Below are 26,603 nucleotides of genomic sequence, written 5' to 3'. Positions count from 1 at the left end.
CAGACCCTTCTGGCGCATGTACGCGATGATTGCAAAACCCACGCCCCCTCGCCGTCCCCGCTGGCGCAGCCTGGCCCTGCTGGCCCTGTGCCTGGCACCACTGCTGTGGCCACTGCACCATCTGGCCGAGCGCTACTACCAGGACGAACTGGCCTCGCAGAACCGCCAGACCCTCGACCTGTACGTCGCCAACCTGCTCGGCACCCTGCACCGCTATGAAACCCTGCCGCAGATCCTCGGCGACCTGCCGGCACTGCGCGGCGTGCTGGCCGACCCGTTCCGCCTCGAAGCGGTCACCAATGCCAACCGCCTGCTCAAGGACATCGTCCAACAGACCGGCGCCGAGGTGATGTACCTGATGGACGTCAGCGGCAATACCCTGGCCGCCTCCAATTGGGACAAGCAGGACAGCTTCGTCGGCCGTAACTTCTCGTTCCGCCCGTACTTCATCGAAGCCATGGCCGGCCACCTGGGTCGCTTCTTCGGCCAAGGCACCACCTCGGCCAAACGCGGCTACTTCTTCGCTGCCGCCGTGCGCGACCGCGAACGCATCGTCGGTGTGCTGGTGGTCAAGGTCGACCTGGACCACACCGAAACCCTCTGGGGCCGTACCCCCGAGCAATTGCTGCTGACCGACCACAACGGCGTGGTGATCCTCACCTCGCGCCCCGAATGGCGTTTTCGTGCCACCCGTGAACTGACCGACGCCGAGCGCCAGGCGATCATCGCTATCCAGCCCTACCCGACCCAGGCCCCGCAGCCACTGATGCTCAACCAGGACGCCTGGCTCACCCAGACCCGCGACATCAAGGAAACCGGCTGGCAGGTGAGCATCCTTGCCCCACGCTCGCTGGTCGATCGCTCGGTGCAGACCGTAATGGCCATCGGCGCTGGCGCACTGCTGGTGCTGATGCTGTTCGCCGGCCTGGTGATGCAGCGGCGCCGCCACTACATCGACCGCATCGACTTCGAGGCCCGTGGCCGCCAGGAGCTGGAGTCACGCGTGGCCGAGCGTACCGCCGCCCTCGAAGGCCTCAATGCCCGGCTCAAGAGCGCCGTACTGGAGCGCGAGAACGCCCAGCAGGAGCTGGTGCGCGCCCAGGACGAACTGGTCCAGGCCGGCAAGCTGTCGGTGCTAGGCACCATGTCGGCGAGCATCAGCCACGAGCTCAACCAGCCCCTGGCGGCGATCCGCAGCTACGCCGAGAACGCCGAAATCCTGCTCGACCACCAGCGCACCGAGGACGCCCGCGGCAACCTCAAGCTGATTGGCGAACTGACCGGGCGCATGGCTTCGATCATCGCCCACCTGCGCGCCTTTGCCCGTCGCGACCGCCACGCCCCGGAAAGCGTAGCCCTGCAGCCAGCGCTGGATGATGCGCTGGCCCTGTTGGCCAAGCGCCGCCGGGCAATGGCCGTGGAGCTGATCCGCGACCTGCCCGAAGCCACCCTGTGGGTGCAGGCCGGCGAAACCCGCTTGCGCCAGGTGCTTGGCAACCTGCTGGCCAACGCCCTCGACGCCCTGACGGAAAAGGCCAACCCGCGGCGCCTGTGGCTGAGTGCCGAACAGCGCGATGGCTACGTCTACCTGTACATTCGCGACAACGGCCCGGGCTTCAGCCGCCAGGCCCTGGAGCACGCCAAGGAGCCGTTCTTCACCACCAAGACCCGCACCCAGGGCCTGGGCCTGGGCCTGGCCATCTGCGAAAGCCTGATGCGCGCCCTGGGCGGTGAACTGCTGCTGGCCAACCACCCTGAAGGTGGCGCCCTGCTCACCCTGCAACTGCGCGTGGCCGCACCCGGCGCTACTTTGCCCACTTCGGAGGACCCCTCGGCATGACGACCGAGCCTTACATCGACAGCCAGGCCCAGGTGATCCTGGTCGATGACGACCCACACCTGCGCCAGGCCCTGAGCCAGACCCTCGACCTGGCCGGGCTCAAGGTCGCCGCCCTGGCAGATGCCCAAGGCCTGGCCGAGCGCATCGAGCCTGATTGGCCGGGCGTGGTGGTCAGCGATATCCGCATGCCAGGCATCGACGGCCTGCAACTGCTGGAGCAGTTGCACGGCCGCGACAGCGAGCTACCGGTGCTGCTGATCACCGGCCACGGCGATGTGCCACTGGCGGTGCAGGCGATGCGCGCGGGCGCCTACGACTTCCTGGAAAAGCCCTTCGCCAGCGACGCCCTGCTCGACAGCGTGCGCCGCGCCCTGGCCTTGCGCCGCCTGGTGCTGGACAACCGCAGCCTGCGCCTGGCCCTGAGCGACCGTCAGCAACTGGCCACCCGCCTGGTCGGCCACTCACCGTCGATGCATCGCCTGCGTGAACAGATCGGCGCCCTGGCGGGTACCCGCGCCGATGTGCTGATCCTCGGCGAAACCGGCGCCGGCAAAGAGGTGGTCGCCCGCGCCCTGCACGACCTGTCCAGCCGTCGCGCGGGCCCGTTCGTAGCAATCAATGCCGGTGCACTGGCCGAGTCGGTGGTCGAAAGCGAGCTGTTCGGCCACGAGCCGGGCGCCTTCACCGGTGCGCAGAAGCGCCGCATCGGCAAGTTCGAGTTCGCCAATGGCGGCACGCTGTTCCTCGACGAGATCGAGAGCATGAGCCTGGACGTGCAGGTGAAGCTGCTGCGCCTGCTGCAGGAGCGGGTGGTCGAGCGCCTCGGCGGCAACCAGCTCATCCCGCTGGATATCCGCATCATCGCGGCCACCAAGGAAGACCTGCGCACCTCTGCCGACCAGGGGCGCTTTCGCGCCGACCTCTACTACCGCCTGAACGTGGCACCGCTGCGCATCCCCCCTTTGCGCGAACGCGGGGACGACATCCTGGTGTTGTTCCAGCACTTCGCCGATGCCGCCAGCCAGCGCCATGGCCTGCCACCCCACAGCCTGCAACCGGCCCAGCGGGCCATGCTGCTGCGCCATGACTGGCCGGGCAACGTGCGCGAACTGCAGAATGCTGCCGAACGTTTTGCCCTGGGCCTGGAGCTGGCCCTCGATGAGCAGGCACCCGCTGCTGCACCGACTGCGGCGCCAATCCTGCTGGGCAACCTCAGCGAGCAGGTCGAGCGGTTCGAACGCTCGCTGATCGCCGCCGAACTGGCCCAGCCCCACAGTTCCATGCGCAGCCTCGCCGAAGCCCTCGGTATCCCGCGCAAGACCCTGCACGACAAGCTGCGCAAGCACGGCCTGCATTTTGAAGGCGGTGCCAGCGGCAGCGACGACCACGAGGAAAACCGCCCATGAGTTCCGATAGCCAATACCTGCAGTCCGTGCTGCACGGCGACATTCCGCTGACCCGTGAAATGGGCCTGGAAGTCATCGATTGGCAAGCCCAGACCCTGCGCCTGCAACTGCCGCTGGCGGCCAACGTCAACCACAAGAGCACGATGTTCGGCGGCAGCCTGTACTGTGCCGCGGTGCTGGTGGGCTGGGGCTGGCTGCACCTGCGCCTGCGCGATCTGGGCATCGATGACGGGCATATCGTCATCCAGGAAGGCCAGATCAGCTATCCGCTGCCGGTGACCGGCGCGGCGGTGGCGCGTTGCGCAGCACCGGACGAAAAGGCCTGGGAGCGGTTCCTGACGATGTACCAGCGCCGTGGCCGGGCCCGGCTGACGCTGGTCACCACGGTCAGCAACGCTGGCAGTGATGAGCCCGCCGTCACCTTCAGCGGGCAGTATGTGTTACATCGCTGAGGCGAGCTGGATCAGCGCCTGGCGCCAGCTGGCGGCACCGGGCAGGGCCAGGAAGAAGGGATTGAGCAACGACTCACGGGCCGGGTAGCGGAACGGCTGGCCATCCAGACCAATCACCTCGCCCCCGGCACCTTCCAGCACGCCCTGCGCCGCCGCCGTATCCCATTGCGAAGTCGGCGCCAGGCGTGGATAGCAGTCGGCGCTGCCTTCGGCCAGCAGGCAGAATTTCAGCGAGCTGCCGATATTCGCCAACTCCAGCTCACCGACGGCAGCACTCAGATCCGCCAGCAGCGCCTCCTGTTGCGGGCTGGAATGACGACGGCTGGCCACCACGGTGAAATGGCTACCGGCAGGCGGCGCATTGCGGACCTGAATGGGCGAAGCCTCGGCGCCAGCCTCAGCACGCCAGGCACCCAGGCCACGGCCACCGAAATAGCAGCGCCCGTTGGTCGGCATCGACACCACGCCAAACACCACCTCGCCGTTCTCGACCAGCGCGATGTTGACGGTGAATTCCTCACTGCCGGCGATGAACTCCTTGGTGCCGTCGAGCGGGTCAACCAGCCACCAGCGGCTCCAGCCCTGGCGCTCGGCCAGCGGGATATTGCAGTCCTCTTCGGAGAGCACCGGAATCTGCGGCGCCAGCGCCAGCAAGCCATCGGCAATGACCCGATGCGCCGCCAGGTCGGCAGCCGTCACCGGCGAATCGTCGGCCTTGTTGGTCACCGCCACGTCGGCGCGCCAGAACGGCAGGATGGCCTCGCCGGCCTGCTGGGCGAGCTTGACCACTTGGTGCATCAGTTGCAGGTCGTTCATGCGTCGAGCAGCCCCCGCTGGATCAACAGGTCACGAGCCAGGTACAGCGCCGCCAACGCCCGCCCCTCGGTGAACTGCGGGTGCATGGCCAGGGCCGAAAGTTCGCGCAGGTTGACCTTGTCGACCCGCATCGGCTCCGGCTCGTCGCCCTCCAGGCGCTCCTCGTACAGGTCGCTGGCCAGTACCACCTGGATCTTCTGGCTCATGTAGCCCGGTGACAGCGACAGCTCGGTCAGGTGCTCCAGCTGGCGAGCGCCAAAGCCGGCTTCTTCCTTGAGCTCACGGTCGGCGGCGGCCAGCACGTCCTCACCTGGCTCGATCAGGCCCTTGGGCAGCGACAGCTCGTATTCGTCGGTGCCGCCGCAGTATTCCTCCACCAGCACCGCGTGCTCGGCGTCGAGCATGGCCACGATCATCACCGCGCCGTAGCCGTTGCCACGGCCAACCAGGCGCTCATAGGTGCGCTCGTTGCCATTGCTGAAGCGCAGCTGCACGGCCTCGACCCTGAACAGGCGGCTGCTGGCGACGATTTCGCGACTGAGGACGGTGGGTTTCTGGCGCATGGGGCGGCTCCTTGGCGTGAACGGGTTACTATACCGTGGCTTGCCGACTGATCGAGAGTTTCCCATGCCTGTTCTTCCCTGGTCTGCCATCGATACCGTCCTGCTGGACATGGACGGCACCCTGCTCGACCTGCACTACGACAACCGCTTCTGGCTCGACCACCTGCCCCAGCGCTACGCCGAGCTGCATGGAGTCAGCCGGGCCATGGCGGAAATGGAGCTGCAGCCACTGTTCGAGCGCAATGCCGGCACACTCAACTGGTACTGCCTGGACTTCTGGAGCCGCGAGCTGAAACTGCCGATTCGCCAGCTCAAGCGCGAAATCGCCGACCTGATCGCCCTGCGGCCCGATGCCGACACCTTCCTCGCGGCCATCCGCAAGGCCGGCAAGCGCGTGGTGATGATCACCAATGCCCACCGCGATTCACTGTCGCTGAAGCTGGAGCGGGTGGAACTGGCGCCGTATTTCGAACGGCTGATCAGTTCGCACGATTACGGTTTCCCAAAGGAGAACCCGCAGTTCTGGGATGCCTTGAAGGCGGATATCGGCTTTGATCCGCAGCGCAGCCTGTTCATCGATGACACCTTGGCCATCCTGCGCAGTGCGCGGCGGTTTGGCGTGGGGCATCTGTTGGCAATACGCCAGCCGGACAGCAAGGCGCAGCCGCGCGATACCGAGGAGTTCGCGGCGGTCGAGGACTACCGGGATTTGCTGGTAGGCCTGTAAGGGCCTCTTCGCGGGTAAACCCGCGAAAGGGCCGGGACGGCAGATAGAGATCAGTCAGGAATGCGCAGCACCTGCCCCGGATAGATCTTGTCCGGGTGCTTGAGCATCGGCTTGTTGGCCTCGAAGATCTTGTTGTAATCGGCCTTACCATACGCGACCACCGCAATCGCTGACAGCGTGTCGCCTTTTTTCACGGTGACGAACCTGGCCGCCGCCACGACCGGCCCGGTCACGGTGATCTGGTCATCGACGCTGGCCACCCCGGCGATGTTGCCCGCAGCAAGAATGATCTTCTCTTTCTCCTCCTGGCTGGCCACCTCGCCCTTGAGAGTGACCTTGTCACCCTCTACAGTGGCCGAGATATTCGGGTTGCCCAGGCCGACACTTTCCACGTGTTTCTTCAACTGCTCCTCGGCGTTGGCATTGCCGGGAGTCAGCAGGTCGATCAACTTCTCGCCGGCTTCCTTCACGAAACTGAACAGGCTCATGACGCGCTCCTTGTTGACGTAAACCTCGGAGCCAGGAGTCTAGGCCATGATTGCCCCGCCCGCCCCACTGCGACCAATCGACGCGGTCTATCAAGGCATAGACCCTAGCGATTAGACGCGACCGGCCCACAAGCCTAGGCTTGATGCTATCAAACAGCCGCCGGTAGTCAGCCTCCCGATGCAAAGCAAACCTCCGGTCTGCGCGGCCTCCATGCCTCTGGCCCTGCCCGCCGCCAGCAACACCTACGACTACGTCCAGCTCAGCGACGGCCAACGCGCCTGCACGCCGCTGGCCGAAGAAGTCGCCCTGGCCATTGCCTACAACGGCCTGAACCAGGCGGTGATGCTGGTCAGCCCCACCGACCTGGAAGACTTCGCGGTCGGTTTCAGCGTCGGCAGCGGCATTGTCGAAGGCACTGCGGAGATCTATGACCTGAAGCTTTCCGGCAGCGGCTCGGCGATGTATGCCGACCTGGAGATCTCCAGCCGTGCGTTCTGGAACCTGAAGAACCAGCGCCGTCAGTTGGCCGGTACCAGCGGCTGCGGCTTGTGCGGGGTGGAAGCCCTGGAACAGGCGCTACCGGAACTGACTGCTCTGCCGGGCGCTCCGTTGCCGCCGGCGCAATGGCTGGCAGGCCTGCGCGAGCGCATCGATGCGTTCACGCCGCTGGGCCAGCACTGCGGTGCCGTGCACGCGGCGCTGTTCATGAACGCCCAGGGCGAACTGCTGATGGGCCGCGAAGACATCGGCCGGCACAACGCCCTCGACAAGCTGATCGGCGCCCTGCTGCGCCAAGGCATCAGCACCGAAGGCGGCCTGGCGATCGTCACCAGCCGCTGCAGCCTGGAGCTGATCCAGAAAGTGCTGCGCGCCGGCATCCAGACCCTGGTCAGCCTCTCGGCGCCCACCGGCCTGGCCCTGCAATGGGCGCGCAAGCACAACCTCAACCTCATTCATCTGCCCAAACACAGTGCACCGCGGGTCTACAGCCCAGCGGCGGAGTCGTAACAGTCGTGACCTCGTACCAGCAACTCCCGGACAACGCCCCTGCCTCCACCCCTCGCTACCAGCCCTACCACGGCCCCGCCGGTGGTTGGGGCGCGCTGCGCAGCGTGGCCAAGGCCTGGGTCGGCAGCGACAACGCGCTGAAGAACATCCGCGCCCTGCTCAAGACCAACCAGAACGGCGGCTTCGACTGCCCCGGCTGCGCCTGGGGTGACTCGCCCGAGAGCGGCATGGTCAAGTTCTGCGAGAACGGCGCCAAGGCGGTCAACTGGGAAGCCACCAAACGCCGTGTCGATGCGGCGTTCTTCGCTCGCTACAGCGTCAGCGCACTGCTGCAACAGAGTGACTACTGGCTTGAGTACCAGGGCCGCCTGACCGAGCCGATGGTTTACGACCCACAAAGCGACCGCTACCAGCCGATCGCCTGGGATGCCGCCTACGCCCTGATCGCCCGTGAGCTGAACAAGCTGGCCACCCCCGACCAGGCCGAGTTCTACACCTCCGGCCGGGCCAGCAACGAAGCGGCCTACCTGTATCAGCTGTTCGTGCGCGCCTATGGCACCAACAACTTCCCCGACTGCTCGAACATGTGCCACGAAGCCAGCGGTGTGGCCCTGGGCCAGAGCATCGGAGTCGGCAAGGGTACTGTCACCTATGACGACTTCGAGCACGCTGATGCGATCTTCGTCTGGGGTCAGAACCCAGGTACCAACCACCCTCGCATGCTCGATCCACTGCGCGACGCGGTGAAACGCGGCGCCCAGGTGGTTTGCGTCAACCCGCTCAAGGAGCGTGGCCTGGAGCGCTTCCAGCACCCGCAAAACCCGTTGGAAATGTTGACCAACAGCGACCGCCCGACCAACACGGCCTTCTTCCGCCCGGCACTGGGCGGCGACATGGCGTTGCTGCGCGGCATGGCCAAGTTCGTCTTGCAATGGGAGCGCGAAGCCCAGGCCAACGGCGAGCCGGCAGTGTTCGACCACGTGTTCATTGCTGAGCACGGCCACGGCGTGGAGGAATACCTGGCAGCGGTGGACGCCACCTCCTGGGAACACATCCAGGCACAATCCGGCCTGACGCTAGCCGACATCGAGCTGGCTGCCCGCATGTACTGCCGTGGCAAGCGGGTGATCATGTGCTGGGCGATGGGAATCACCCAGCACCGCCATTCGGTGCCAACCATCCAGGAAATCGTCAACCTGCAGATGCTGCGCGGCAACATCGGCGTGCCAGGCGCCGGCCTGTGCCCGGTACGTGGCCACAGCAACGTGCAGGGCGACCGCACCATGGGCATCAACGAGCGCCCGCCAGCGGCGCTGCTCGATGCCATCGAAAAACGTTTCAACTTCCCGGTGCCGCGGCATAACGGCCACAACACCGTGGAGGCGATCCACGCCATGCTCGATGGCCGCTCGAAAGTGTTCATCGGCCTTGGCGGCAACTTCGCCCAGGCCACCCCGGACACCGAACGCACCGCGCAGGCCCTGCGCAACTGCGACCTCACCGTGCACATCAGCACCAAGCTCAACCGCAGCCACCTGATCCACGGCAAGCAAGCGCTGATCCTGCCGTGCCTGGGCCGCACCGATATCGACCTGCAGGCCGACGGGCCCCAGGCCGTCACCGTGGAAGACTCGTTCAGCATGGTCCACGCCTCCAATGGCCAGCTCAAGCCGCTGTCGACCCAGATGCGCTCGGAGCCTGCCGTAGTTGCCGGTATCGCGGCCGCTACCTTGGGTAAACACCCGGTGGACTGGCACTGGCTGGTGGCCGATTACGACCGCATCCGCGACCTGATCGGCGACACCATTGCCGGTTTTACCGACTTCAACCAACGCCTGGCCCTCCCGGGCGGTTTCTACCTGGGCAACAGCGCTGGCAGCCGCCAGTGGAAGACCACCACGGGCCGCGCCAACTTCAAGGCCAACCTGCTGCCCGACACCCTGATCGACGAGCGCGTTCGCGCCAGCGGCCAGTTGCCGGACCTGATCATGCAGTCGATGCGCTCCCACGATCAGTACAACACCACCATCTACGGCCTAGACGACCGCTACCGCGGCGTGCGCGGGCAGCGCGAGGTACTGTTCGCCAACGAGGCCGACATCATCCGCCTGGGCTTCCAGCCTGGGCAGAAGGTCGACATCGTCTCGTTGTGGGGTGACGAGCATGTGCGCCGTGTGCATGGCTTCACATTGCTGGCCTTCGATATCCCTGCGGGGCAAGCGGCGGCGTACTATCCGGAAGTGAACCCGCTGATTCCCCTGGAAAGCATCGGCGACGGCAGCCATACGCCGACCTCCAAGTTCGTTGCCATCAAGCTGGAACGCGCCCGGGACGACGGCCGAATCCTGTAAGCAGAAGTGCCCCGGCAAAAACGAAAAAAGCCCTGAACCGCGAGGTCCAGGGCTTTGTCACAATAAACTCAGACAAGCGAAAATAGACAAAGTTTCATAGCAAATACAGTAAGTTAGAGAATTGTGTACAACTCGTGTTACTCGTCGGATTTTCGTTGCCAGCCGCCCGCCTTAGCCTCAAATTCGCCCTCGTCATCCCTATGAGGCTTTCTCGATGAAGAAGTACTCCTCGATTCTGTTGTTGTCTTTCAGCTTGCTCAGCGGCGTTGCCATGGCAGGCGGCACCACCGAGGCCGGCATTGGCGGCGCATTGGGTGGGGTACTGGGCTCAGTCGTGGGCCAGTCCATCGGCGGTAGCACTGGCGGCACCATCGGTGCTGGCCTGGGCGGCGCTGCCGGTAGTGCCGTAGGTGCCAACAAGCACCAGCGTGGTGAGGCTGCCATCGGTGGCGCATTGGGCGCCGCAGGCGGTAACGCGGTAGGTCGCTCGATGGGCGGCACCACCGGTAGCTACATCGGTGCAGCCGCTGGCGGCGGCGCTGGTGGTGCACTGGGCAACTACATGGGCAAAGAAGCCGATGAAGAAGATCGCCATGACGACCGTCGCTACCGTCGTGACTACGACGACCGTCGCCACTACGACCGTGGCCGCCACTATGGCCACCGCAAGCACCGTCACTGGCGTGACTGATACCTGAGGCTCAGCCCACAGGTAAAAAGAGCCCTGCCCTCACCGGCAGGGCTTTTTCATGCCTGCGGATCGAGTTGCAGGCCGGCCAGGATCACCTGCAGTGCCTCGGGCAGCGGCACCGGCCTGCCACTGGCACGCTCGATGAACACCTGCACCACCGTCCCTGCCGCGCACGCATCGGTTTCCCCTGGGCGGTAGAGTGCCAGGCGGTACTCCACCGTGCTGCCTGCCAGCCGCATCACGCCCAGCCCCACCTCCAGCACATCCGGGAAACCCGGCAAAGCGAAGAAGTCTGCCGCCGAACTCACCACGAAAGCCGCCAGCTCGCCATCGCGCAGATCGACATCCGCCTGTTCGACAAGGAAGGCCTGGATGGCGGTTTCGAAGAAACCATGCACGGTGGCGCCAGCGATGTGGCCGTTGACGTCGTTGTCCTGGGGGCGGGTGAGGATCGGGTGGAAGTGGGAGAAGGCCGTGCGGTTGGGGGATTCGGTCATGAGTTATCCACAATTGGTTACATCAGAGAGAAGCTTCCCACAACAAGTCAGGAAGGCCTATAGTCGCACTCAACTATAGATTGCATAGCATGGTGTATCCCCCATGAAATCGAGAATCACACCAGTGCCTACTCATCAGCTGGACCATGCACACCTTAGCCGAATGGCAGAATCAGGCCGAATCAATGCAACACATATTGTAGGGCAGCCCGGAGGCTGGGCTGTCCAGGTTGACGTCAACCATCAGGAACATGTGCTCATTGCTCAACGCAGTGGCAATGTCAGGCTGTTCAAGAAATTCGAAACCTTGGTGACCTACCTGCTCGACCTCGGCATTGAGCATTTCCAGGTCGATGCGTCCACCTTCGACCCGGCCCAGCTGAGCACCTACCAACGTCCTGACCGTGCGCTGGCACTCAAACGAGCTCATGAGGCAGCAGCCTATGAAGGGTGGTTTTCCGAACAGGTCGAGGCAAGCCTCAAGGATGTATCCCCTGTGATCGAGGACGATGATGCGGAGCGGCAACTCGCTGTCTTGCGCGCCAACCTCAAAGCCAAGACTCGCTGATGCGACTGGTTTGGCGAGAAATGGCGCTTAAAGACCGTATTCGCATCATGGAGCACATTTCCGAGAACAATCCTGCAGCTGCCGTAGTGTTGGACGAGACGTTCAGAGACAAGGCGAGGCGCGCCACTCTGGCACCCACGCTGTATAAGGCCGGCAGATACCCAGGCACGAGAGAAATTGTCGTAAGGTCGAATTATGTGATGATTTACCGAATCATGGATGACCGCATTGAGATCATACGCATCCTCCATGCACGGCAGCAGTGGCCGTGACCCAGATACAAAAAAGCCGCCCGAATGGGCGGCTTTCTCGTTGCGGCTGGGCTCAGCTTACAGCTGTGGGCCAGCAGCCTTGATGGCGTCGGAAACTTCGAACTTCTTGAAGTTTTCGATGAACAGCTTGGCCAGGCCTTGGGCGGCCTCGTCGTAGGCAGCTTTGTCAGCCCAGTTGGTGCGCGGGTTGAGCAGCTCGGTTTCAACGCCTGGAACAGCCTTCGGCACGTCCAGGTTGATGATGTCCAGGTGCTCGGTTTCGGCACCGACCAGCGCGCCGCTCTGGATCGCAGCGATCACCGCACGGGTGGTCGGGATGCTGAAGCGCTTGCCAACGCCGTAGCCACCGCCGGTCCAGCCGGTGTTGACCAGGTAGACCTTGGAGCCGAAGGCGTTGATACGCTTGATCAGCAGCTCGGCGTACTCGCCAGCCGGGCGCGGGAAGAACGGTGCGCCGAAGCAGGTGGAGAAGGTCGACTTGATGCCGCCGCCCGAACCCATTTCGGTGGAACCGACCAGCGCGGTGTAACCGGACAGGAAGTGGTAGGCCGCCTGCTCGTTGTTCAGGATCGAAACCGGAGGCAGAACACCGGTCAGGTCGCAGGTCAGGAAGATAACGGCATTAGGCTCGCCGCCCAGGTTCGCTTCGGAGCGCTTGGCAACGTGCTCCAGCGGGTAGGCCGCACGGCTGTTCTGGGTCAGGCTGACATCGGTGTAGTCGGCGTGCTTGTTGGCGTCGAGAACAACGTTTTCCAGCACGGCGCCGTGCTTGATGGCTTTCCAGATGACCGGCTCGTTCTTCTCGGACAGGTCGATGCACTTGGCGTAGCAGCCGCCTTCCATGTTGAAGACAACGCCTTCGCCCCAACCGTGCTCGTCGTCACCGATCAGGTAACGGCTTTCGTCGGCCGACAGGGTGGTCTTGCCGGTGCCGGACAGGCCGAAGAACAGGGTGACATCGCCTTCTTCGCCGATGTTGGCAGCGCAGTGCATCGGCAGCACGTCGGCAGCCGGCAGCAGGAAGTTCTGCACCGAGAACATGGCTTTCTTCATTTCGCCGGCGTAGCGCATGCCAGCGATCAGCACTTTCTTCTGGGCGAAGTTGATGATCACGCAGCCGTCGGAGTTGGTGCCGTCACGCTCAGGCTCGCAAACGAAGTTGGCAACGTTGAGGATCTGCCACTGGTCGCGACCGGCCGGGTTGAACTGGCCTGGCTCCGGGTTGATGAACAGGCAACGACCGAACAGGTTCTGCCAGGCAGTCTGGGTAGTCATCTTCACCGGCAGGTAGTGCTCGGCAGCAGCCCCTACGTGAACGTAGGAAACGAAGTGATCCTGGGCGTTGTTGAACGCCTCGACGCGGTCCCACAGGGCATCGAACTTGTCAGCCGGGAACTTGCGGTTGATCGGGCCCCAGGCGATAGCGGCCTGGGTGGAAGGTTCTTCGACGATGAAACGGTCAGCCGGCGAGCGGCCAGTACGGTGGCCAGTTTCGACTACCAGTGCGCCGGTATCGGCCAGCACGCCTTCACCGCGTTGCAGCGCTTCTTCAACCAGCTTATCGACGCTCAGGTCGGTGTACACGGTGTTGTTGGCTTGCGTCATGAGATACCCCATCCGGCCCGAGGCCGAGTGCTCCAAACGTTTTGTAGTTGTCTCGAAAAAACTACTACAGCGAAAAAAGTGGCCGGATTATGCCAGAAACGCCCAAAAAAAGTAGGCCCCTCCTGTCAGAACTGCTCTTTTGCGCAATTCGACAGGAGATTCCCCTGAAATTAAACGTTTCAGTGGCGAGTTTCTGACGCCGCTTCCGTGCCGCCACCGGCAAACAGTTGCGCAACATCGCTGGCATCGAAGAAATAGCGCTGGTTACAGAACTGGCAATCGATCTCCACCGTGCCACCGCACTCCTCGACCAGTGCGTTGGCATCGTGCTCGCCCAAACTGACCAGCGCATTGCCGGAACGTTCGCGCGAGCAGCTGCACTTGAAGCGCAGCGGCTGGATGTCGAACAGGCGCACGGCGTCTTCGTGGTAGAGGCGGTGCAGCAGGGTTTCGTTGTCTTCCGACCACTCCTCGGGCTTGAGCGTCTTGGCCAGGGCAATCACGTGCTGCCAGCTGTCTTCGCGCTCCTCATCGTCCGGTTGGCGATCGCGCGGCAGTTGCTGCAACAGCAGGCCACGGGCCTTGCCGCCATCGGCGTTGAGCCAGAAGCGGGTGTTGAGCTGCTGCGACTGCACGAAGTAGTTGGTGAAGCACTCCGCCAGGTCGGCGCCGTCCAGCTCGACGGTGCCTTGGTAACGCTGGCCTTTGACCGGGTCGATGGTCAGGGTCAGGTGGCCGCCGGGCATCAACTGCTCCAGGGTGGCATCGGCCGGGATCTGCTGCGCCTCGTAGCGGGCCATGCCACGGATGTCGCGCTCGCCCGAACATTCGACCATCAGCAGCGGGATCGGCCCTTCGGAACGCGCCTGCAGAATCAGCAGGCCGTCGAACTTCAACGCGCCCACCAGCAAGGCGGTGGCGGCCATCAGTTCGCCAAGCAGTGCCTGCACCGGCTGCGGGTACTCATGACGAGCCAGCACCGCGGCGTAGCTGTCATCGAGAGACACCCACTCGCCGCGCACATCGCGCTCGTCGAAGATGAAACGTTGGGTGAAATCGGTATCAGGCAAATCGCTCATAGGTTTTGGCTATCTGAAAATGATGACAAAATGGTTACACCGGATGTCGAACTACTGCGATATCCCGTGGTAGAGCGCTCACAAGGCGCTCTGATTCCTGTTTGCAATAGAGGTATTCTATGGACAATCGACCACTGTTCCAAGCAAGGTGGTCCTTGGGGCCATTGGCAGCCTGTACGCTGCTTCCCATCGCTCTACTGTGTTTCTGGTTATGGCCTATTGGCCAGATCCTGTGCCTGACTTTCGACGAGTGGCTATTCCATAGCCTCAATACGCCACTGGCCGACCACACGGCGTGGCGCTACATCTGGACCGTCGGCAGCCTGCGCCCCTTCGACATCGTCGTAGGCCTGATCCTTCTGGCCGTGCTGATCCGTGGCAACTGGGTGTTCAAGGCCAGCCAGGTTCGCGAAGCCTTCTTTGGCTTTCTGGTCACGCTGCTCCTATTAGTGGTGATTCGCGCGCTGTTTTCCAAGTGGGTGGATGCAATGGGTTGGCAACATGACAGCCCGTCGATGGTGTTCGACCACGTGGTACACCTCAGCAGCTACTACCCGAACCTGGAAAAAGCCTGGGAACTGAAGGACCGCTCCAGCAACAGTTTCCCGGGTGATCATGCTTCGGTGCTGCTGATCTGGGCCTTGTTCATGAGCCTGTTCAGCCGCCGGCTGGTACAGCATCTGGTGGTCTGGAGCCTGGCGTTCCTGTTCATGATGCCGCGGCTGGTGGCCGGGGCGCACTGGGGGCAAGACGATTACATTGGCGGCCTGCTGATGGCGGTGCTGGCGTTGGGCTGGAGTTGCCATACGCCGCTGGCGGCCAAGGGCAGTGGCTTGCTGCTGCGCGGGACGGCGCCGTTGTTTGCGATCGCGGCCAAGCTACCGTTGGTCGGACGATTGGCAGTGATCCGCTAGATCCCTGGGGCTGCTGCGCAGCCCATCGCTGGCAAGCCAGCTCCCACAAGGTCATGCGTACGTCGATCAATGTGGGAGCTGGCTTGCCGGCGATGGGCCGCACAGCGGCCCCAGCTATTCGAAGCTCCCATGCAACTGGTGAATCTGCCGCCGCTGCTTCTTGGTCGGCCGGCCATCGGTAGTCACCCCCATCGCCCCTGCCTTGCGCATCTCGGCCGCCTGCTCACGGCGGCGCACACTCTCGTCAGTCTCTTCATACAGCGTCTGCGCCTCCGGCGCCCCGCGCCGCACCACCGACAGCGCCTTGACCACGACCGTGCGCTCGTCGAACCCGGTGCGCAAGACGAACTCATCGCCCAGCCGCGGTTCCTTGCCCGGCTTGCAGCGTTCGCCCCGGCAATGCACCTTGCCGCTCTCGATCGCCGCCTTGGCCAGCGCACGGGTCTTGTAGAACCGCGCCGCCCACAGCCATTTGTCCAGGCGGACCTTGTCGTCGTCCTCGGCTTTTTGTGCCATCTCGTTTCCTCGAATTCTGTCTTTCATCGAACTGTACTACCGTAACTGACGGATGCAAAAAGTCCCCGCCGTGCTTACAGTTCACCACCTTATCCGCAGGGTGTGCTTCGTGAAGAAATTTGACCATCTGACAGTGATCGGCCTGCGTGAGTGGGTGGCCCTGCCCGACCTCGGCGTGGCGGGCCTGCGCGCCAAGATCGACACCGGCGCCAGCACCTCCAGCCTGCATGCCACCGAAGTCGAGCCGTTCGAGCGTGACGGCCAGGCCTGGGTACGCTTCACCGCCCACCTTGGCTCGGTGGTGCAGTTGCGCCACCGCCGCTGTGAAGCGCCGCTGGTGACCATGAAGACCATCAAGAGCTCCAACGGCCAGGCGCAGACCCGTTACGTGATCCGCACCACGCTGGCCCTGGGCGATGCGGTCTGGGAAGTAGAGTTCACCCTGGCCTGTCGCAAGAACATGCGTTATCGCCTGCTGCTGGGCTCCAAGGCGCTCATACATGGCCAGCTGGTGGTCAACCCCGGCCTGAAATACGTACAAGACAAACCGGCCTATCCGGCCACCCTCTCCCCTGTCACAGGTGCTGCATGAAGATCGCTGTGCTGTCGCGCAATCCGCGTCTGTATTCCACCCGCCGTCTGGTCGAAGCCGGTACCCAGCGGGGCCATGAAATGGTGGTGATCGACACCCTGCGGGCCTACATGAACATCGCCAGCCACAAGCCGCAGATCCACTACCGCGGCAAGCCGCTGGAGGGCTTCGATGCGGTGATCCCACGCATCGGCGCTTCAGTGACCTTCTATGGCTGCGCAGTACTGCGCCAGTTCGAGATGATGGGCGTCTATCCGCTGAACGAATCGGTGGCCATCGCCCGCTCGCGCGACAAGCTGCGCTCGCTGCAATTGCTGTCGCGGCGCGGCATCGGCCTGCCAATCACCGGTTTCGCCCACTCGCCGGATGACATCCCCGACCTGATCCAGATGGTCAATGGCGCACCGCTGGTGATCAAGGTGCTGGAAGGTACCCAAGGCATCGGCGTGGTGCTGTGCGAGACAACCAAGGCTGCCGAGTCGGTGATCGAGGCGTTCATGGGCCTGAAGCAGAACATCATGGTTCAGGAGTACATCAAGGAGGCCGGCGGTGCGGATATCCGCTGCTTCGTGGTGGGCGACAAGGTGATCGCCTCGATGAAGCGCCAGGCCAAGCCGGGGGAGTTCCGCTCCAACCTGCACCGCGGCGGGGTGGCCAGCCTGATCAAGATCACCCCCGAAGAACGCATGACCGCCATTCGTGCCGCCAAGGTGATGGGGTTGAGCGTGGCGGGTGTGGATATCCTGCGCTCGAACCACGGGCCACTGGTGATGGAAGTGAACTCGTCGCCTGGGCTGGAAGGGATCGAAGTGACCACCGGCAAGAACGTGGCCGGGATGATCATCGAGCACCTGGAGAAGAATGGCGGGCCGAATCAGACCCGGACCAAGGGCAAGGGCTGATTCAGCCTGCACCGGCCTCATCGCGGCTAAAGCCGCGATGAGGCCAGAGAACCTCAAACAGCATTACGCGGCAGCAACAGCCCCAATGGCAGCTTTACCCGCGCTTCGATCCCGCCACCTGAGCGGTTACGCAACTCGACATTGCCGCCATGCTGCGCCGCGATCCGTTTGACGATCGCCAAGCCCAGCCCGGTCCCCTTGCCGCCTCGGGCGCGGTCGCCGCGAATGAACGGGTTGAAGATGGTTTCCAGCTCCGATTCGTCGATCCCGGTACCCCGGTCCAGCACGCTGAGCACCACATACGGTGCGCTCTCGTCCCCCGACACATAGGCCGCCACCTCGACGCCCTTGCCCGCGTGATGCAGGGCATTGCCGATCAGGTTGCCAAGCATGCGCTTGAGCGAAACCCGGCGCAGCGGGAACGGCGGAATCGGCTCCAGGCACAGGCGCACACGCTCTTCCGGCTGGTTATAGGGCGCCACCACTTCGCGCACCAGGTCGGCCAGGTCGACCTCCTCGACCGGCTCGTCCCGCCCATCGCGAATGAACGCGAGGAACTGGTCGAGAATCGCGTCCATGTCCTCGATATCGCGGACCATGTCATCACTGAGTTCGTTATCGCTGTTCAGTAGCGACAGCGACAACCGCAGGCGCGTGAGCGGCGTACGCAGGTCATGGGATACCCCCGCCAGCATCAGCTCCCGCTCACGACCGGCCTGCTCGACATCTTCGGCCATTTGGTTGAAGGCGCGGTAAACCTCGGTCATCTCGCTGGGCGTGTCGCTGATTGGCAGGCGCACGCTGCGCCCCTGGCCTACCTGCCGGGCAGCGAACACCAGGCGCTTCAACGGCTGGTTGAGCTGACGCACGAAGATCCAAGCCGAGGCGGTGGACAACAGGCCGATGGCCAGGAACCAGCCCAGCACGTTCCAGATCTTCTGCCCACGCAGCGGGTGCGGGTACAACGGCACCTTCAGCCAGCCCGGGCCCAGGCTCGGTGCGTTCACCCACAGCGCAGGCGGCGCATGGATGCGCAAGCGTACCTCGGTATCTTCACCCAGCTCGGCCTGCATCTGCCGCTGGTAGATCTCGCTGTAAGGCCAGTGCTGCTCACCCTCCGGCACGCCGGAACCGGTGACCCGGATCAGCCCGGCGGCTTCGGCGATCTTGTCGCGGTTTTCTTCATCCGCCGCCCAATAGGCGCGCAGGGTCAACGCCACACCGTGGCTGTACTGCCGATCAACCAGCACGTCCTCGTTCATCAGCAGGTAGACCAGCGTCAGTGCCTTGGAGAACAGGACTACGATCAGCACCAGCCACAGGGTGCGGGCAAAGAAGCTTTGCGGGAACCAGAGCGGCGTTTTCATTGACGGCGAAGCATCATTTGCCGGCGTTTCCGTCTGGAACGAACACGTAGCCGACGCCCCAGACCGTCTGGATGTAGCGTGGCTTGGACGGGTCCGGCTCGATCATGCGGCGCAGACGCGAGATCTGCACGTCGATGGAGCGCTCAAGCGCGTCCCACTCGCGGCCACGGGCCAGGTTCATCAGCTTGTCGCGGGTCAGCGGCTCACGGGCGTGCATCACCAGCGCCTTGAGCACGGCGAACTCGCCAGTGGTGAGCATGTGCACTTCGTCGCCACGCTTGAGTTCGCGAGTAGCCAGCGAAAGCTCGTAGTCGCCAAAGGTGACCGACTCGTCCTCGCTGCCCGGGGCACCCGGCACACTCGGCGATTGGCGGCGCAGCACGGCCTTGACCCGCGCCATCAGCTCGTCCGGGTTGAACGGCTTGCCCAGGTAGTCGTCAGCGCCCAGTTCCAGGCCCTTGATGCGGCTGAGCTCATCACCCTTGGCGGTGAGCATGATGATCGGGATCTGGTTGTTCGACTGGCGCAGGCGCTTGCAGGCGGACAGGCCGTCTTCGCCTGGCAGCATCAGGTCGAGCACCACCAGGTTGAACACTTCGCGTGCAAGCAGGCGGTCCATCTGTTCGGTGTTGGGCACCGCACGGGCGCGGTAGCCCTTGCTGGTGAAGAAACGTTCCAGCAGGCTGCTGAGCCCCGGATCGTCGTCGACGATGAGAATCTTGTCACCTTCAGCGGTGTTTGCGGTGCCGGTCATGAATAACTCCTCTGATATCGCCGCGCATTATGGCGTAGCCATTGCTGCACGTTGCGTGAGCATTGTTAGCAGATTTTTCCCCGGGCGCCAGTTCCGGCTGGCCGGGCGCCATCACCGCAAGCCGTTTGCGATGGGTATAATGCGCGCCTTTCATCCAGCGCCACCGGGCCCAAGGCCCGCCGGCGACCCCCGTATTCACAAATGTCAGGTGGTTTACATGGACAGCATCAACAGCCGTATCGCCGAGGAACTGGGCGTACGCCCCCAGCAGGTCGAGGCGGCCGTGGGCCTGTTGGACGAAGGCTCCACCGTGCCTTTCATCGCCCGTTACCGCAAGGAAGTGACCGGTAGCCTCGACGACACCCAGCTGCGCCATCTGGAAGAGCGCCTGCGCTACCTGCGCGAACTCGACGAGCGCCGCGCCAGCATCCTGTCCAGCATCGAGGAACAGGGCAAGCTGACCCCGGAACTGGCCCGCGAGATCAAGCTGGCCGACACCAAGACCCGCCTCGAAGACCTCTACCTGCCGTACAAGCAGAAGCGCCGCACCAAGGGCCAGATCGCCCTGGAAGCCGGCCTCGGCGCGCTGGCCGACAGCCTGTTCAACGACCCCAACCTGACCCCGGAAAGCGAAGCCGCACGCTTCGTCGATGGCGAAAAGGGCGTGGCCGACGTCAAGGCCGCGCTGGAAGGCGCCAAGTACATCCTCATGGAGCGCTTCGCCGAAGACGCCGCCCTGCTCGACAAGCTGCGCAGTTTCCTCAAGCAGGAAGCGGTGCTCAGCGCCCGCGTGGTGGCCGGCAAGGAAGAGGAAGGCGCCAAGTTCCGCGACTACTTCGCCCATGATGAACTGCTGCGCACGGCCCCTTCGCACCGCGCCCTGGCGATCTTCCGCGGGCGCAACGAAGGCGTGCTGAGCGCCTCGCTCAAGGTCGGCGAAGAACTGCCCGGCACCCTGCACCCGTGCGAGCTGATGATCAGCAACCACGTCGGCATCGAAAACCGCAGCCGCCCGGCCGACAAATGGTTGGGCGAAGTGGTGCGCTGGACCTGGAAGGTCAAGCTCTACACCCACCTGGAAACCGACCTGTTCGGCGAGCTGCGCGACAATGCCGAAGGCGAGGCAATCAACGTCTTTGCCCACAACCTGCACGACCTGCTGCTGGCCGCCCCGGCCGGCCCGCGCGCCACCCTGGGCTTCGACCCGGGCCTGCGCACCGGCTGCAAGATCGCCGTGGTCGATGCCACCGGCAAGCTGCTGGACTACACCACGGTGTACCCGCACGCACCGAAGAACGACTGGGACCGCACCATTTCCATCATGGCCGCCTTGTGCGCCAAGCACTCGGTGGAGCTGATCGCCATCGGCAACGGCACCGCCAGCCGCGAGAGCGACAAGCTGGTGGCCGAGCTGGTCAAGAAGTACCCGGCACTGAAGATCACCAAGATCATGGTCTCCGAGGCAGGCGCTTCGGTGTACTCGGCGTCTGAACTGGCCGCCCGCGAATTCCCGGACCTGGACGTGTCGATCCGTGGCGCCGTGTCGATCGCCCGCCGCCTGCAGGACCCATTGGCCGAACTGGTGAAGATCGACCCGAAATCCATCGGTGTCGGCCAGTACCAGCACGACGTGTCGCAAATCAAGCTGGCTCGCGGCCTGGACGCGGTGGTCGAGGACTGTGTGAACGCCGTCGGCGTCGACGTCAACACAGCTTCCGTGGCGCTGCTGACGCGTATTTCCGGCCTCAACGCGACCCTGGCCCAGAACATTGTCGCCCACCGCGACGCCAACGGCCCGTTCGCCACCCGTGCGGCGCTGAAAAAGGTCAGCCGCCTGGGCGAAAAGACCTTCGAGCAGGCCGCCGGCTTCCTGCGCGTGATGAACGGCGACAACCCGCTCGACGCCTCCGCCGTGCACCCTGAGGCCTACCCGCTGGTGCAGCGCATCGCCGCCGACACCGACCGCGACATCCGCTCGCTGATCGGCGACAGCGGCTTCCTCAAGCGCCTGGACCCGAAGAAGTTCACCGACGAAACCTTCGGCCTGCCAACCGTCACCGACATCCTGCAGGAACTGGACAAGCCCGGCCGTGACCCACGCCCGGAGTTCAAGACCGCCACCTTCCAGGACGGCGTCGAGGACCTCAAGGATCTGGAGCCAGGCATGATCCTCGAAGGCGTGGTGACCAACGTCACCAACTTCGGTGCCTTCGTCGACATCGGCGTGCACCAGGACGGCCTGGTGCACATTTCGGCGCTGTCGGAGAAGTTCATCAAGGACCCACGCGAAGCGGTCAAGGCGGGCGACGTGGTCAAGGTCAAGGTCATGGAAGTGGACATCCCGCGCAAACGCGTCGGCCTGTCCATGCGCATGAGCGACACCCCGGGCGAAAAGGTCGAAGGCAACCGCGGCGGCAACCGTGGCAATGGCGGCAACCGTCAGCAGCAGGCGCCACGCCAGCGTGAAACCGCCACTGCAGCCCCAGCCAACAACGCCATGGCCTCGTTGTTCGCCAACGCCAAGCAGCTGAAGAAGAAGTGATGGATATTCCCAAGGACTTGGTCCAAAGCGCCTACAGCCAGCTCCTTGGCTGCCGCGTGCAACGCCTGGATACAGGCGTTGCCGAGGTGGCCCTGGCACTTGAGCCGCAGCTGCGCAACCGCGGCCAGAAGCTGCACGGCGGGGCGATCTTCAGCCTGGTGGACATCGCCATGGGCCTGGCCTGCTCGGCCAGCCACGGTTTCGACCAACAGAGCGTGACCATCGAATGCAAGATCAACTACATGCGCGCCATCAGCGACGGTGAAGTGCTGTGCACCGCTCGTGTGCTGCACGCCGGGCGCCGTACCCTGGTGGTCGACGCCGACGTAGTTCAAGGCGACAAACTGGTGGCGAAAGCGCAAGGAACCTTCGCGGTTCTCTAGCTCACCAAGGGGTATCTGCGGTATTTTTCGGCAGTGCGCTGGCACTGCCGGAACCGCGTAAACCAGGCGACAACGCCAGTTCCTTTTTTCCTACCCTTGTAGACCGTCATCTCTACCCCCATATTGGGGCGACTGACGCGTGAAGGAATACATCTTGAGCGACCTCCTCAACCGCCGCCTGAGCCTGCTCGGCGCCAATCTTCCCCTGCTCAAGCAGTGCCTGCACGGTATTGAGCGCGAATGCCTGCGCGTGACCGACGAAGGTCGCCTGGCCCAGACCCCGCACCCCGAAGCATTGGGATCGGCGCTGACCAACGAGCAGATCACCACCGACTATTCCGAGTCGCTGCTGGAGTTCATCACCCCGGCCCTGGCCGACCCGGCCAAGGTGCTCGAAAGCCTCGAACAGACCCACCGCTTTGTCTACAGCAAGCTTGGCGACGAATACCTGTGGAGCCCGTCGATGCCCTGCACGTTGCCGGCCGAGGAGGACATCCCGATCGCCGAGTACGGCACCTCGAACATCGGCAAGCTCAAGCACGTCTACCGCAAGGGCCTGGCCCTGCGTTACGGCCGCACCATGCAGTGCATCGCCGGCATTCATTACAACTTCTCGCTGCCCGAAGCGCTGTGGCCGTTGCTGCGCGATAGCGAAGGCAGCGAAGAAAGCGACCGCGACTTCCAGTCCTCGGCGTACATTGCGCTGATCCGCAACTTCCGCCGCTACAGCTGGTTGCTGATGTACCTGTTCGGCGCCTCGCCAGCACTGGACAAAGGCTTCCTGCGCGGCCGCCCGCACCAGCTGGAAGAGCTGGACGCCGAAACCCTCTACCTGCCGTATGCCACCAGCCTGCGCATGAGCGACCTGGGCTACCAGAGCAACGCCCAGGCCGGCCTCACGCCCTGCTACAACAACCTCGCCAGCTACACCGACAGCCTGCGCAAGGCGGTGGGCACGCCCTACCCGCCGTATGTCGAGGTGGGTACCCACGTGGATGGCGAGTGGGTGCAGCTGAACACCAACATCCTGCAGATCGAGAACGAGTACTACTCGAACATCCGCCCGAAACGCGTCACCTACACCGGCGAGCGGCCGATCCAGGCGCTGACCTCGCGCGGCGTGCAGTACGTCGAAGTGCGCTGCCTGGACATCAACCCGTTCCTGCCGGTGGGCATCGACCTGACCGAAGCGCGCTTCCTCGACGCCTTCCTGCTGTTCTGCGCCCTTGAAGAGAGCCCGCAGCTGGACAACGGCGAGTGCGGCCAGTGCACCAGCAACTTCCTCACCGTGGTCAAGGAAGGCCGCCGCCCAGGCCTGGAGCTGCACCGCAACGGCCAGCCCATCGCCCTGCGCGAATGGGCCACCGAGCTGATCAGCCGCATCGGCCAGTTGGCGGAGTTGCTCGACCTCGCCCAGGGTGGCAACGAACACGCCAAGGCCCTGGCCACCCAACAGGCCAAGGTCGATGACGCCTCGTTGACCCCCTCGGCCCAGGTGCTGGCACGCATGACCGAGCATGACGAAACCTTCGTCCAGTTCTCCCTGCGCCAGAGCCGCCTGCACGCCGAGACCTTCCGCGAGCAGCCACTGTCGGCCGAGCAGCAACAGGCCTTCGAGACGTTGGCTCGCGAGTCGCTCGCCAAGCAGTCCGAGCTGGAGCAGGAGGAGGTCGGCGACTTCGACTTGTTCGTCGGCGCCTACCAGGCCAGCATCCTGGCGATCAGCAACTGATGAGCCGCACCGCCACCCCGCGCAAGCCTCGCGCCAGCAGCCAGGCCAGGATCGAAGCGATCCTGGCGGCCGCACGCGAGCTGCTGGCTGAACAAGGGGTGGCAGCACTGTCGATCTACAGCGTGGCCGAGCGGGCGCAGATTCCACCGTCGTCGGTGTATCACTTCTTCGCCAGCGTCCCGGCCTTGCTGGAAGCGCTGACCGCCGATGTGCACCGGGCGTTTCGCGAGGCATTGAGTGCGCCGATCGACAGCAGCGCGTTTGCCACCTGGCACGAGCTGTCGCGGCTGATCGAACAACGCATGCTCGATATCTACAACGGGGATGCGGCGGCGCGGCAGTTGATCCTGGCCCAGCATGGGCTCAGCGAAGTGGTGCAGGCCGACCGGCAGCACGACATGGAGCTGGGCGAACTGATGCACAAGTTGTTCGACCAGCACTTCCACCTGCCGGTGATGCCGGCGGATGTGGATGTGTTCGCCTTGGCGATGGAACTGAGCGACCGGGTGTATGCGCGGTCGGTGCAGTTGCATGAAGCGATTACCCCGCGCATGGCCGAAGAAGGCAAGCGGGTGTTCGAGGCGTACCTGGGGCTTTATCTGCCGCCGTTTCTGGCAAAGCGTTCCAACCCGGTATTCTAGGGCCGCTCTGCGGCCCCAGTCACGAACCGCATCACAGCTTGGCGATGGACACTTCGGTCGATTTCACAAAGGCAATCACCTCACTGCCCACCTGAAGCTCCAGCTCACGCACGGAGCGGGTAGTGATCACCGAGGTGACGACACCCGAGGCAGTCTGCACGTCGATTTCCGACAGTACCGGGCCTTCGAGGATTTCTTTCACGGTGCCTTTGAACTGGTTGCGGACGTTGATGGCTTTGATGGTCATGGCTTGATTCCTTCTCTTTGGCTTAGTGAGTCTTTCAATGCGCCCAACGCAGTTGCGTGGGCAAAGGGGCTACAGGGTCCGGCTCGGGCGGGATGCCCGGTACCGACAGAACACGGTTCAGCACTTCGCTTTCCAGCGCGGCCAAGCGGTGCGAACCACGCGCCCTTGGCCTTGCCAGGTCTACGGTGAGGTCCAGGCCGACTTCGCCGTCCTCGATCAGGATTACCCGGTCAGCGACGGCCACCGCCTCGTTGACGTCGTGGGTCACCAGCAGCACGGTAAAACCGTGCTGACGCCACAGACGTTCGATCAATTGCTGCATCTCGATGCGGGTCAGCGCATCCAGCGCCCCCAGCGGCTCATCCAGCAGCAGCAGGCGTGGTTGGTGGATCAAGGCGCGGGCCAGGGCCACGCGCTGCTTCTGGCCACCGGACAACGCCGCTGGCCATTCATTGGCGCGATCAGCCAGGCCGACCGCCTCCAACGCATCCAACGCGCGCTGGCGCCAGTTGCCACTGAGGCCCAGGCCGACGTTGTCGATCACCTTCTTCCAGGGCAGCAGGCGTGCCTCCTGGAACATCAGCCGCGTTTCCTCGCGGGCTTCGCTCAACGGGGCGGCACCGGCCAGCAACTGACCGGCAGTCGGCTGGTCGAGACCGGCCAGCAGGCGCAGCAAGGTGCTCTTGCCGCAACCGCTGCGACCGACGATGGCGACGAACTGGCCGGCCGGGATATGCAGGTCGATGCCTTTCAATACTTCACGTTGGCCGAAGGCCTTGCGCAGGCCGTTGGCGGCCAACGGGATGCCACGCAGCAGGCGTGGCGGCTGGTCCTTGAGCACGGTCATGCGCCCTCCTTCTTCGCTACCTGGTAGGCCGGGTGCCAGCGCAGCCACAGCCGTTCCAGGCCGCGGGCGGCGAGGTCGGCGAGCTTGCCGAGCACGGCGTACAGGACGATGGCCAGCACCACCACGTCGGTCTGCAGGAATTCACGGGCGTTCATGGCCAGGTAACCGATGCCGGAGTTGGCCGAAATGGTCTCGGCGACGATCAGCGTCAGCCACATGAAACCCAGCGCGAAGCGCACACCGACCAGGATCGATGGCAGCGCACCGGGCAGGATCACCTGACGGAACAGGCCGAAGCCGGAAAGGCCGTAGCTGCGGGCCATCTCCACCAGTGCCGGGTCGACATTGCGGATACCGTGGTAGGTGTTCAGGTAGATCGGGAACAGCGTGCCCAGCGCGACCAGGAAGATCTTCGCCGACTCGTCGATACCGAACCACAGAATCACCAGCGGGATCAGCGCCAGGTGCGGCACGTTGCGGATCATCTGCACCGAGCTGTCGAGCAGGCGTTCGCCCCAGTTCGACAGGCCGGTGATGAAGCCCAGCAACAGGCCGATGCTGCCGCCGATCGCAAAGCCCAGCCCGGCCCGCCAGCCACTGATGGCCAGGTGGGTCCAGATTTCACCGCTGCGCACCAGCTCGACACCGGCGCTGACCACCGCGCTCGGCGCAGGCAGGATGCGGGTCGACAGCCAGCCGGCGCTGACCGCCAGCTGCCAGACCGCCAGCAGCAGCACCGGCAGTGCCCACGGCGCCAGGCGCTGGCTCAAAGTGGTGGAGGTTGCACGACTCATGACCCGGC

At 64.0% G+C, this 26,603-nt stretch carries 28 protein-coding genes; 16 read left to right on the top strand and 12 right to left on the bottom strand.

What is annotated here, in order from left to right:
- The first annotated feature begins 25 nt into the window (after positions 1–25).
- The 3 genes from F6X59_RS14810 to F6X59_RS14800 are packed head-to-tail and all read left to right on the top strand — an operon-like array spanning position 26 to position 3,698.
- Positions 26–1,840 carry an ATP-binding protein gene (locus tag F6X59_RS14810; protein ID WP_152956851.1) on the top strand — a complete coding sequence of 605 codons (1,815 nt, stop codon included), beginning with the start codon at positions 26–28 and terminating at the stop codon, positions 1,838–1,840.
- Positions 1,837–3,246, top strand: a complete 1,410-nt coding sequence (locus tag F6X59_RS14805; RefSeq protein ID WP_152956850.1) for a sigma-54 dependent transcriptional regulator — start codon at positions 1,837–1,839, stop codon at positions 3,244–3,246. The genes F6X59_RS14810 and F6X59_RS14805 overlap by 4 nt, the downstream gene beginning before the upstream one ends.
- Positions 3,243–3,698, top strand: coding sequence for a YiiD C-terminal domain-containing protein (locus tag F6X59_RS14800; protein ID WP_152956849.1), 456 nt, complete (start codon positions 3,243–3,245; stop codon positions 3,696–3,698). Before F6X59_RS14805 ends, F6X59_RS14800 begins: the two co-directional genes overlap by 4 nt.
- Here F6X59_RS14800 and cysQ read toward each other — a convergent pair.
- Together cysQ and nudE are read right to left on the bottom strand one after the other, a co-directional pair.
- Positions 3,687–4,514, bottom strand: coding sequence for a 3'(2'),5'-bisphosphate nucleotidase CysQ (gene cysQ / locus F6X59_RS14795; protein ID WP_152956848.1), 828 nt, complete (start codon positions 4,512–4,514; stop codon positions 3,687–3,689). The genes F6X59_RS14800 and cysQ overlap by 12 nt on opposite strands.
- Positions 4,511–5,077, bottom strand: a complete 567-nt coding sequence (gene nudE, locus F6X59_RS14790; protein ID WP_152956847.1) for an ADP compounds hydrolase NudE — start codon at positions 5,075–5,077, stop codon at positions 4,511–4,513. The genes cysQ and nudE overlap by 4 nt, the downstream gene beginning before the upstream one ends.
- Before the next feature lie 64 nt (positions 5,078–5,141).
- Here nudE and yrfG point away from each other — a divergent pair, with 64 nt between their 5' ends.
- A complete protein-coding gene (gene yrfG, locus F6X59_RS14785; RefSeq protein WP_152956846.1) occupies positions 5,142–5,804 on the top strand; it encodes a GMP/IMP nucleotidase in 663 nt (220 codons plus the stop codon).
- Positions 5,805–5,854: 50 nt separating this feature from the next.
- Here the strand turns inward: yrfG and lysM are convergent, their stop codons facing one another.
- Positions 5,855–6,292, bottom strand: a complete 438-nt coding sequence (gene lysM, locus F6X59_RS14780; RefSeq protein WP_152956845.1) for a peptidoglycan-binding protein LysM — start codon at positions 6,290–6,292, stop codon at positions 5,855–5,857.
- A 178-nt stretch (positions 6,293–6,470) separates the two neighbouring features.
- Here lysM and fdhD point away from each other — a divergent pair, with 178 nt between their 5' ends.
- The 3 genes from fdhD (at position 6,471) to F6X59_RS14765 (ending at position 10,343) form a co-directional block, all read left to right on the top strand.
- Positions 6,471–7,301, top strand: a complete 831-nt coding sequence (gene fdhD / locus F6X59_RS14775) for a formate dehydrogenase accessory sulfurtransferase FdhD (RefSeq protein WP_152956844.1) — start codon at positions 6,471–6,473, stop codon at positions 7,299–7,301.
- 5 nt (positions 7,302–7,306) lie between these two features.
- Entirely contained in the window at positions 7,307–9,652 is a 2,346-nt protein-coding gene (locus F6X59_RS14770) for an FdhF/YdeP family oxidoreductase (protein WP_372240394.1), read from the top strand.
- Between the two features lie 214 nt (positions 9,653–9,866).
- On the top strand, positions 9,867–10,343 hold the full coding sequence (locus F6X59_RS14765; protein ID WP_152956843.1) for a glycine zipper domain-containing protein: 477 nt from the start codon (positions 9,867–9,869) through the stop codon (positions 10,341–10,343).
- A 56-nt stretch (positions 10,344–10,399) separates the two neighbouring features.
- On the opposite strand, the gene F6X59_RS14760 is transcribed toward F6X59_RS14765, so the two are convergent.
- Entirely contained in the window at positions 10,400–10,840 is a 441-nt protein-coding gene (locus F6X59_RS14760; protein ID WP_152956842.1) for a thioesterase family protein, read from the bottom strand.
- A 103-nt stretch (positions 10,841–10,943) separates the two neighbouring features.
- On the opposite strand from F6X59_RS14760, the gene F6X59_RS14755 reads away from it, so the two are divergent.
- Positions 10,944–11,408 (top strand): hypothetical protein, encoded by a 465-nt coding sequence (locus F6X59_RS14755; RefSeq protein WP_152956841.1) that lies wholly within the window; start codon positions 10,944–10,946, stop codon positions 11,406–11,408.
- Positions 11,408–11,680 carry a type II toxin-antitoxin system RelE/ParE family toxin gene (locus F6X59_RS14750; protein WP_152956840.1) on the top strand — a complete coding sequence of 91 codons (273 nt, stop codon included), beginning with the start codon at positions 11,408–11,410 and terminating at the stop codon, positions 11,678–11,680. The genes F6X59_RS14755 and F6X59_RS14750 overlap by 1 nt, the downstream gene beginning before the upstream one ends.
- Positions 11,681–11,737: 57 nt before the next feature.
- Here the strand turns inward: F6X59_RS14750 and F6X59_RS14745 are convergent, their stop codons facing one another.
- Both F6X59_RS14745 and hslO read right to left on the bottom strand, forming a co-directional pair.
- A complete protein-coding gene (locus F6X59_RS14745) occupies positions 11,738–13,285 on the bottom strand; it encodes a phosphoenolpyruvate carboxykinase (RefSeq protein WP_152956839.1) in 1,548 nt (515 codons plus the stop codon).
- 179 nt (positions 13,286–13,464) lie between these two features.
- Entirely contained in the window at positions 13,465–14,364 is a 900-nt protein-coding gene (gene hslO / locus F6X59_RS14740) for an Hsp33 family molecular chaperone HslO (RefSeq protein WP_152956838.1), read from the bottom strand.
- A 119-nt stretch (positions 14,365–14,483) separates the two neighbouring features.
- Between hslO and F6X59_RS14735 the strand changes: the two genes are divergently transcribed.
- Positions 14,484–15,278 (top strand): phosphatase PAP2 family protein, encoded by a 795-nt coding sequence (locus F6X59_RS14735; protein WP_152956837.1) that lies wholly within the window; start codon positions 14,484–14,486, stop codon positions 15,276–15,278.
- 114 nt (positions 15,279–15,392) lie between these two features.
- On the opposite strand, the gene F6X59_RS14730 is transcribed toward F6X59_RS14735, so the two are convergent.
- Positions 15,393–15,794, bottom strand: coding sequence for an RNA-binding S4 domain-containing protein (locus tag F6X59_RS14730; protein WP_152956836.1), 402 nt, complete (start codon positions 15,792–15,794; stop codon positions 15,393–15,395).
- Between the two features lie 109 nt (positions 15,795–15,903).
- Between F6X59_RS14730 and F6X59_RS14725 the strand changes: the two genes are divergently transcribed.
- Together F6X59_RS14725 and rimK are read left to right on the top strand one after the other, a co-directional pair.
- Positions 15,904–16,386 carry an ATP-dependent zinc protease gene (locus tag F6X59_RS14725; protein WP_372240393.1) on the top strand — a complete coding sequence of 161 codons (483 nt, stop codon included), beginning with the start codon at positions 15,904–15,906 and terminating at the stop codon, positions 16,384–16,386.
- Complete coding sequence (gene rimK / locus F6X59_RS14720) at positions 16,383–17,288, top strand: 30S ribosomal protein S6--L-glutamate ligase (RefSeq protein ID WP_015268602.1); 906 nt, start codon at positions 16,383–16,385, stop codon at positions 17,286–17,288. Before F6X59_RS14725 ends, rimK begins: the two co-directional genes overlap by 4 nt.
- A gap of 53 nt (positions 17,289–17,341) precedes the next feature.
- On the opposite strand, the gene F6X59_RS14715 is transcribed toward rimK, so the two are convergent.
- The gene (locus tag F6X59_RS14715; protein ID WP_152956834.1) at positions 17,342–18,655 is read right to left on the bottom strand and encodes an ATP-binding protein; all 1,314 of its coding nucleotides are present in this window, start codon (positions 18,653–18,655) and stop codon (positions 17,342–17,344) included.
- 13 nt (positions 18,656–18,668) lie between these two features.
- Positions 18,669–19,409, bottom strand: coding sequence for a two-component system response regulator OmpR (gene ompR / locus F6X59_RS14710; RefSeq protein ID WP_152956833.1), 741 nt, complete (start codon positions 19,407–19,409; stop codon positions 18,669–18,671).
- A 217-nt stretch (positions 19,410–19,626) separates the two neighbouring features.
- Here ompR and F6X59_RS14705 point away from each other — a divergent pair, with 217 nt between their 5' ends.
- The 4 genes from F6X59_RS14705 to F6X59_RS14690 all read left to right on the top strand — a co-directional run bounded on the left by F6X59_RS14705 (position 19,627) and on the right by F6X59_RS14690 (position 24,707).
- On the top strand, positions 19,627–21,951 hold the full coding sequence (locus tag F6X59_RS14705) for a Tex family protein (protein ID WP_152956832.1): 2,325 nt from the start codon (positions 19,627–19,629) through the stop codon (positions 21,949–21,951).
- The gene (locus tag F6X59_RS14700) at positions 21,951–22,334 is read left to right on the top strand and encodes a PaaI family thioesterase (RefSeq protein WP_152956831.1); all 384 of its coding nucleotides are present in this window, start codon (positions 21,951–21,953) and stop codon (positions 22,332–22,334) included. The genes F6X59_RS14705 and F6X59_RS14700 overlap by 1 nt, the downstream gene beginning before the upstream one ends.
- 154 nt (positions 22,335–22,488) lie before the next feature.
- Positions 22,489–24,066, top strand: a complete 1,578-nt coding sequence (gene gshA, locus F6X59_RS14695; protein WP_152956830.1) for a glutamate--cysteine ligase — start codon at positions 22,489–22,491, stop codon at positions 24,064–24,066.
- On the top strand, positions 24,066–24,707 hold the full coding sequence (locus F6X59_RS14690) for a TetR/AcrR family transcriptional regulator (protein ID WP_152956829.1): 642 nt from the start codon (positions 24,066–24,068) through the stop codon (positions 24,705–24,707). The genes gshA and F6X59_RS14690 overlap by 1 nt, the downstream gene beginning before the upstream one ends.
- 31 nt (positions 24,708–24,738) lie before the next feature.
- Here the strand turns inward: F6X59_RS14690 and F6X59_RS14685 are convergent, their stop codons facing one another.
- Genes F6X59_RS14685 through ssuC form a run of 3 tightly spaced genes read right to left on the bottom strand, consistent with a single transcriptional unit; the run spans position 24,739 to position 26,595 of the window.
- On the bottom strand, positions 24,739–24,954 hold the full coding sequence (locus F6X59_RS14685) for a molybdopterin-binding protein (RefSeq protein ID WP_027595183.1): 216 nt from the start codon (positions 24,952–24,954) through the stop codon (positions 24,739–24,741).
- A 34-nt stretch (positions 24,955–24,988) separates the two neighbouring features.
- Entirely contained in the window at positions 24,989–25,801 is an 813-nt protein-coding gene (ssuB, locus tag F6X59_RS14680) for an aliphatic sulfonates ABC transporter ATP-binding protein (protein WP_152956828.1), read from the bottom strand.
- The gene (ssuC, locus tag F6X59_RS14675) at positions 25,798–26,595 is read right to left on the bottom strand and encodes an aliphatic sulfonate ABC transporter permease SsuC (RefSeq protein WP_152956827.1); all 798 of its coding nucleotides are present in this window, start codon (positions 26,593–26,595) and stop codon (positions 25,798–25,800) included. Before ssuC ends, ssuB begins: the two co-directional genes overlap by 4 nt.
- Positions 26,596–26,603 lie beyond the last annotated feature (8 nt).

The organism is Pseudomonas sp. MN1F (assembly GCF_009391885.1).
Lineage (GTDB): Bacteria > Pseudomonadota > Gammaproteobacteria > Pseudomonadales > Pseudomonadaceae > Aquipseudomonas.
Note: the sequence above shows the minus strand (reverse complement) of the source record. Positions and strands in the feature narration are given on the sequence as shown.

Coding starts and splice junctions, on each gene's coding strand:
- F6X59_RS14800 (WP_152956849.1), top strand. CDS start 3,243: ATGAGTTCCGATAGCCAATACCTGCAGTCCGTGCTGCACGGCGACATT.
- ompR (WP_152956833.1), bottom strand. CDS start 19,409: ATGACCGGCACCGCAAACACCGCTGAAGGTGACAAGATTCTCATCGTC.
- F6X59_RS14700 (WP_152956831.1), top strand. CDS start 21,951: ATGGATATTCCCAAGGACTTGGTCCAAAGCGCCTACAGCCAGCTCCTT.
- ssuC (WP_152956827.1), bottom strand. CDS start 26,595: ATGAGTCGTGCAACCTCCACCACTTTGAGCCAGCGCCTGGCGCCGTGG.
- F6X59_RS14745 (WP_152956839.1), bottom strand. CDS start 13,285: ATGACGCAAGCCAACAACACCGTGTACACCGACCTGAGCGTCGATAAG.
- F6X59_RS14735 (WP_152956837.1), top strand. CDS start 14,484: ATGGACAATCGACCACTGTTCCAAGCAAGGTGGTCCTTGGGGCCATTG.
- F6X59_RS14715 (WP_152956834.1), bottom strand. CDS start 18,655: ATGAAAACGCCGCTCTGGTTCCCGCAAAGCTTCTTTGCCCGCACCCTG.
- lysM (WP_152956845.1), bottom strand. CDS start 6,292: ATGAGCCTGTTCAGTTTCGTGAAGGAAGCCGGCGAGAAGTTGATCGAC.
- ssuB (WP_152956828.1), bottom strand. CDS start 25,801: ATGACCGTGCTCAAGGACCAGCCGCCACGCCTGCTGCGTGGCATCCCG.
- F6X59_RS14760 (WP_152956842.1), bottom strand. CDS start 10,840: ATGACCGAATCCCCCAACCGCACGGCCTTCTCCCACTTCCACCCGATC.
- fdhD (WP_152956844.1), top strand. CDS start 6,471: ATGCAAAGCAAACCTCCGGTCTGCGCGGCCTCCATGCCTCTGGCCCTG.
- F6X59_RS14730 (WP_152956836.1), bottom strand. CDS start 15,794: ATGGCACAAAAAGCCGAGGACGACGACAAGGTCCGCCTGGACAAATGG.
- cysQ (WP_152956848.1), bottom strand. CDS start 4,514: ATGAACGACCTGCAACTGATGCACCAAGTGGTCAAGCTCGCCCAGCAG.
- F6X59_RS14705 (WP_152956832.1), top strand. CDS start 19,627: ATGGACAGCATCAACAGCCGTATCGCCGAGGAACTGGGCGTACGCCCC.
- F6X59_RS14755 (WP_152956841.1), top strand. CDS start 10,944: ATGAAATCGAGAATCACACCAGTGCCTACTCATCAGCTGGACCATGCA.
- nudE (WP_152956847.1), bottom strand. CDS start 5,077: ATGCGCCAGAAACCCACCGTCCTCAGTCGCGAAATCGTCGCCAGCAGC.
- F6X59_RS14750 (WP_152956840.1), top strand. CDS start 11,408: ATGCGACTGGTTTGGCGAGAAATGGCGCTTAAAGACCGTATTCGCATC.
- rimK (WP_015268602.1), top strand. CDS start 16,383: ATGAAGATCGCTGTGCTGTCGCGCAATCCGCGTCTGTATTCCACCCGC.
- F6X59_RS14810 (WP_152956851.1), top strand. CDS start 26: ATGATTGCAAAACCCACGCCCCCTCGCCGTCCCCGCTGGCGCAGCCTG.
- F6X59_RS14765 (WP_152956843.1), top strand. CDS start 9,867: ATGAAGAAGTACTCCTCGATTCTGTTGTTGTCTTTCAGCTTGCTCAGC.
- F6X59_RS14690 (WP_152956829.1), top strand. CDS start 24,066: ATGAGCCGCACCGCCACCCCGCGCAAGCCTCGCGCCAGCAGCCAGGCC.
- F6X59_RS14805 (WP_152956850.1), top strand. CDS start 1,837: ATGACGACCGAGCCTTACATCGACAGCCAGGCCCAGGTGATCCTGGTC.
- F6X59_RS14685 (WP_027595183.1), bottom strand. CDS start 24,954: ATGACCATCAAAGCCATCAACGTCCGCAACCAGTTCAAAGGCACCGTG.
- yrfG (WP_152956846.1), top strand. CDS start 5,142: ATGCCTGTTCTTCCCTGGTCTGCCATCGATACCGTCCTGCTGGACATG.
- hslO (WP_152956838.1), bottom strand. CDS start 14,364: ATGAGCGATTTGCCTGATACCGATTTCACCCAACGTTTCATCTTCGAC.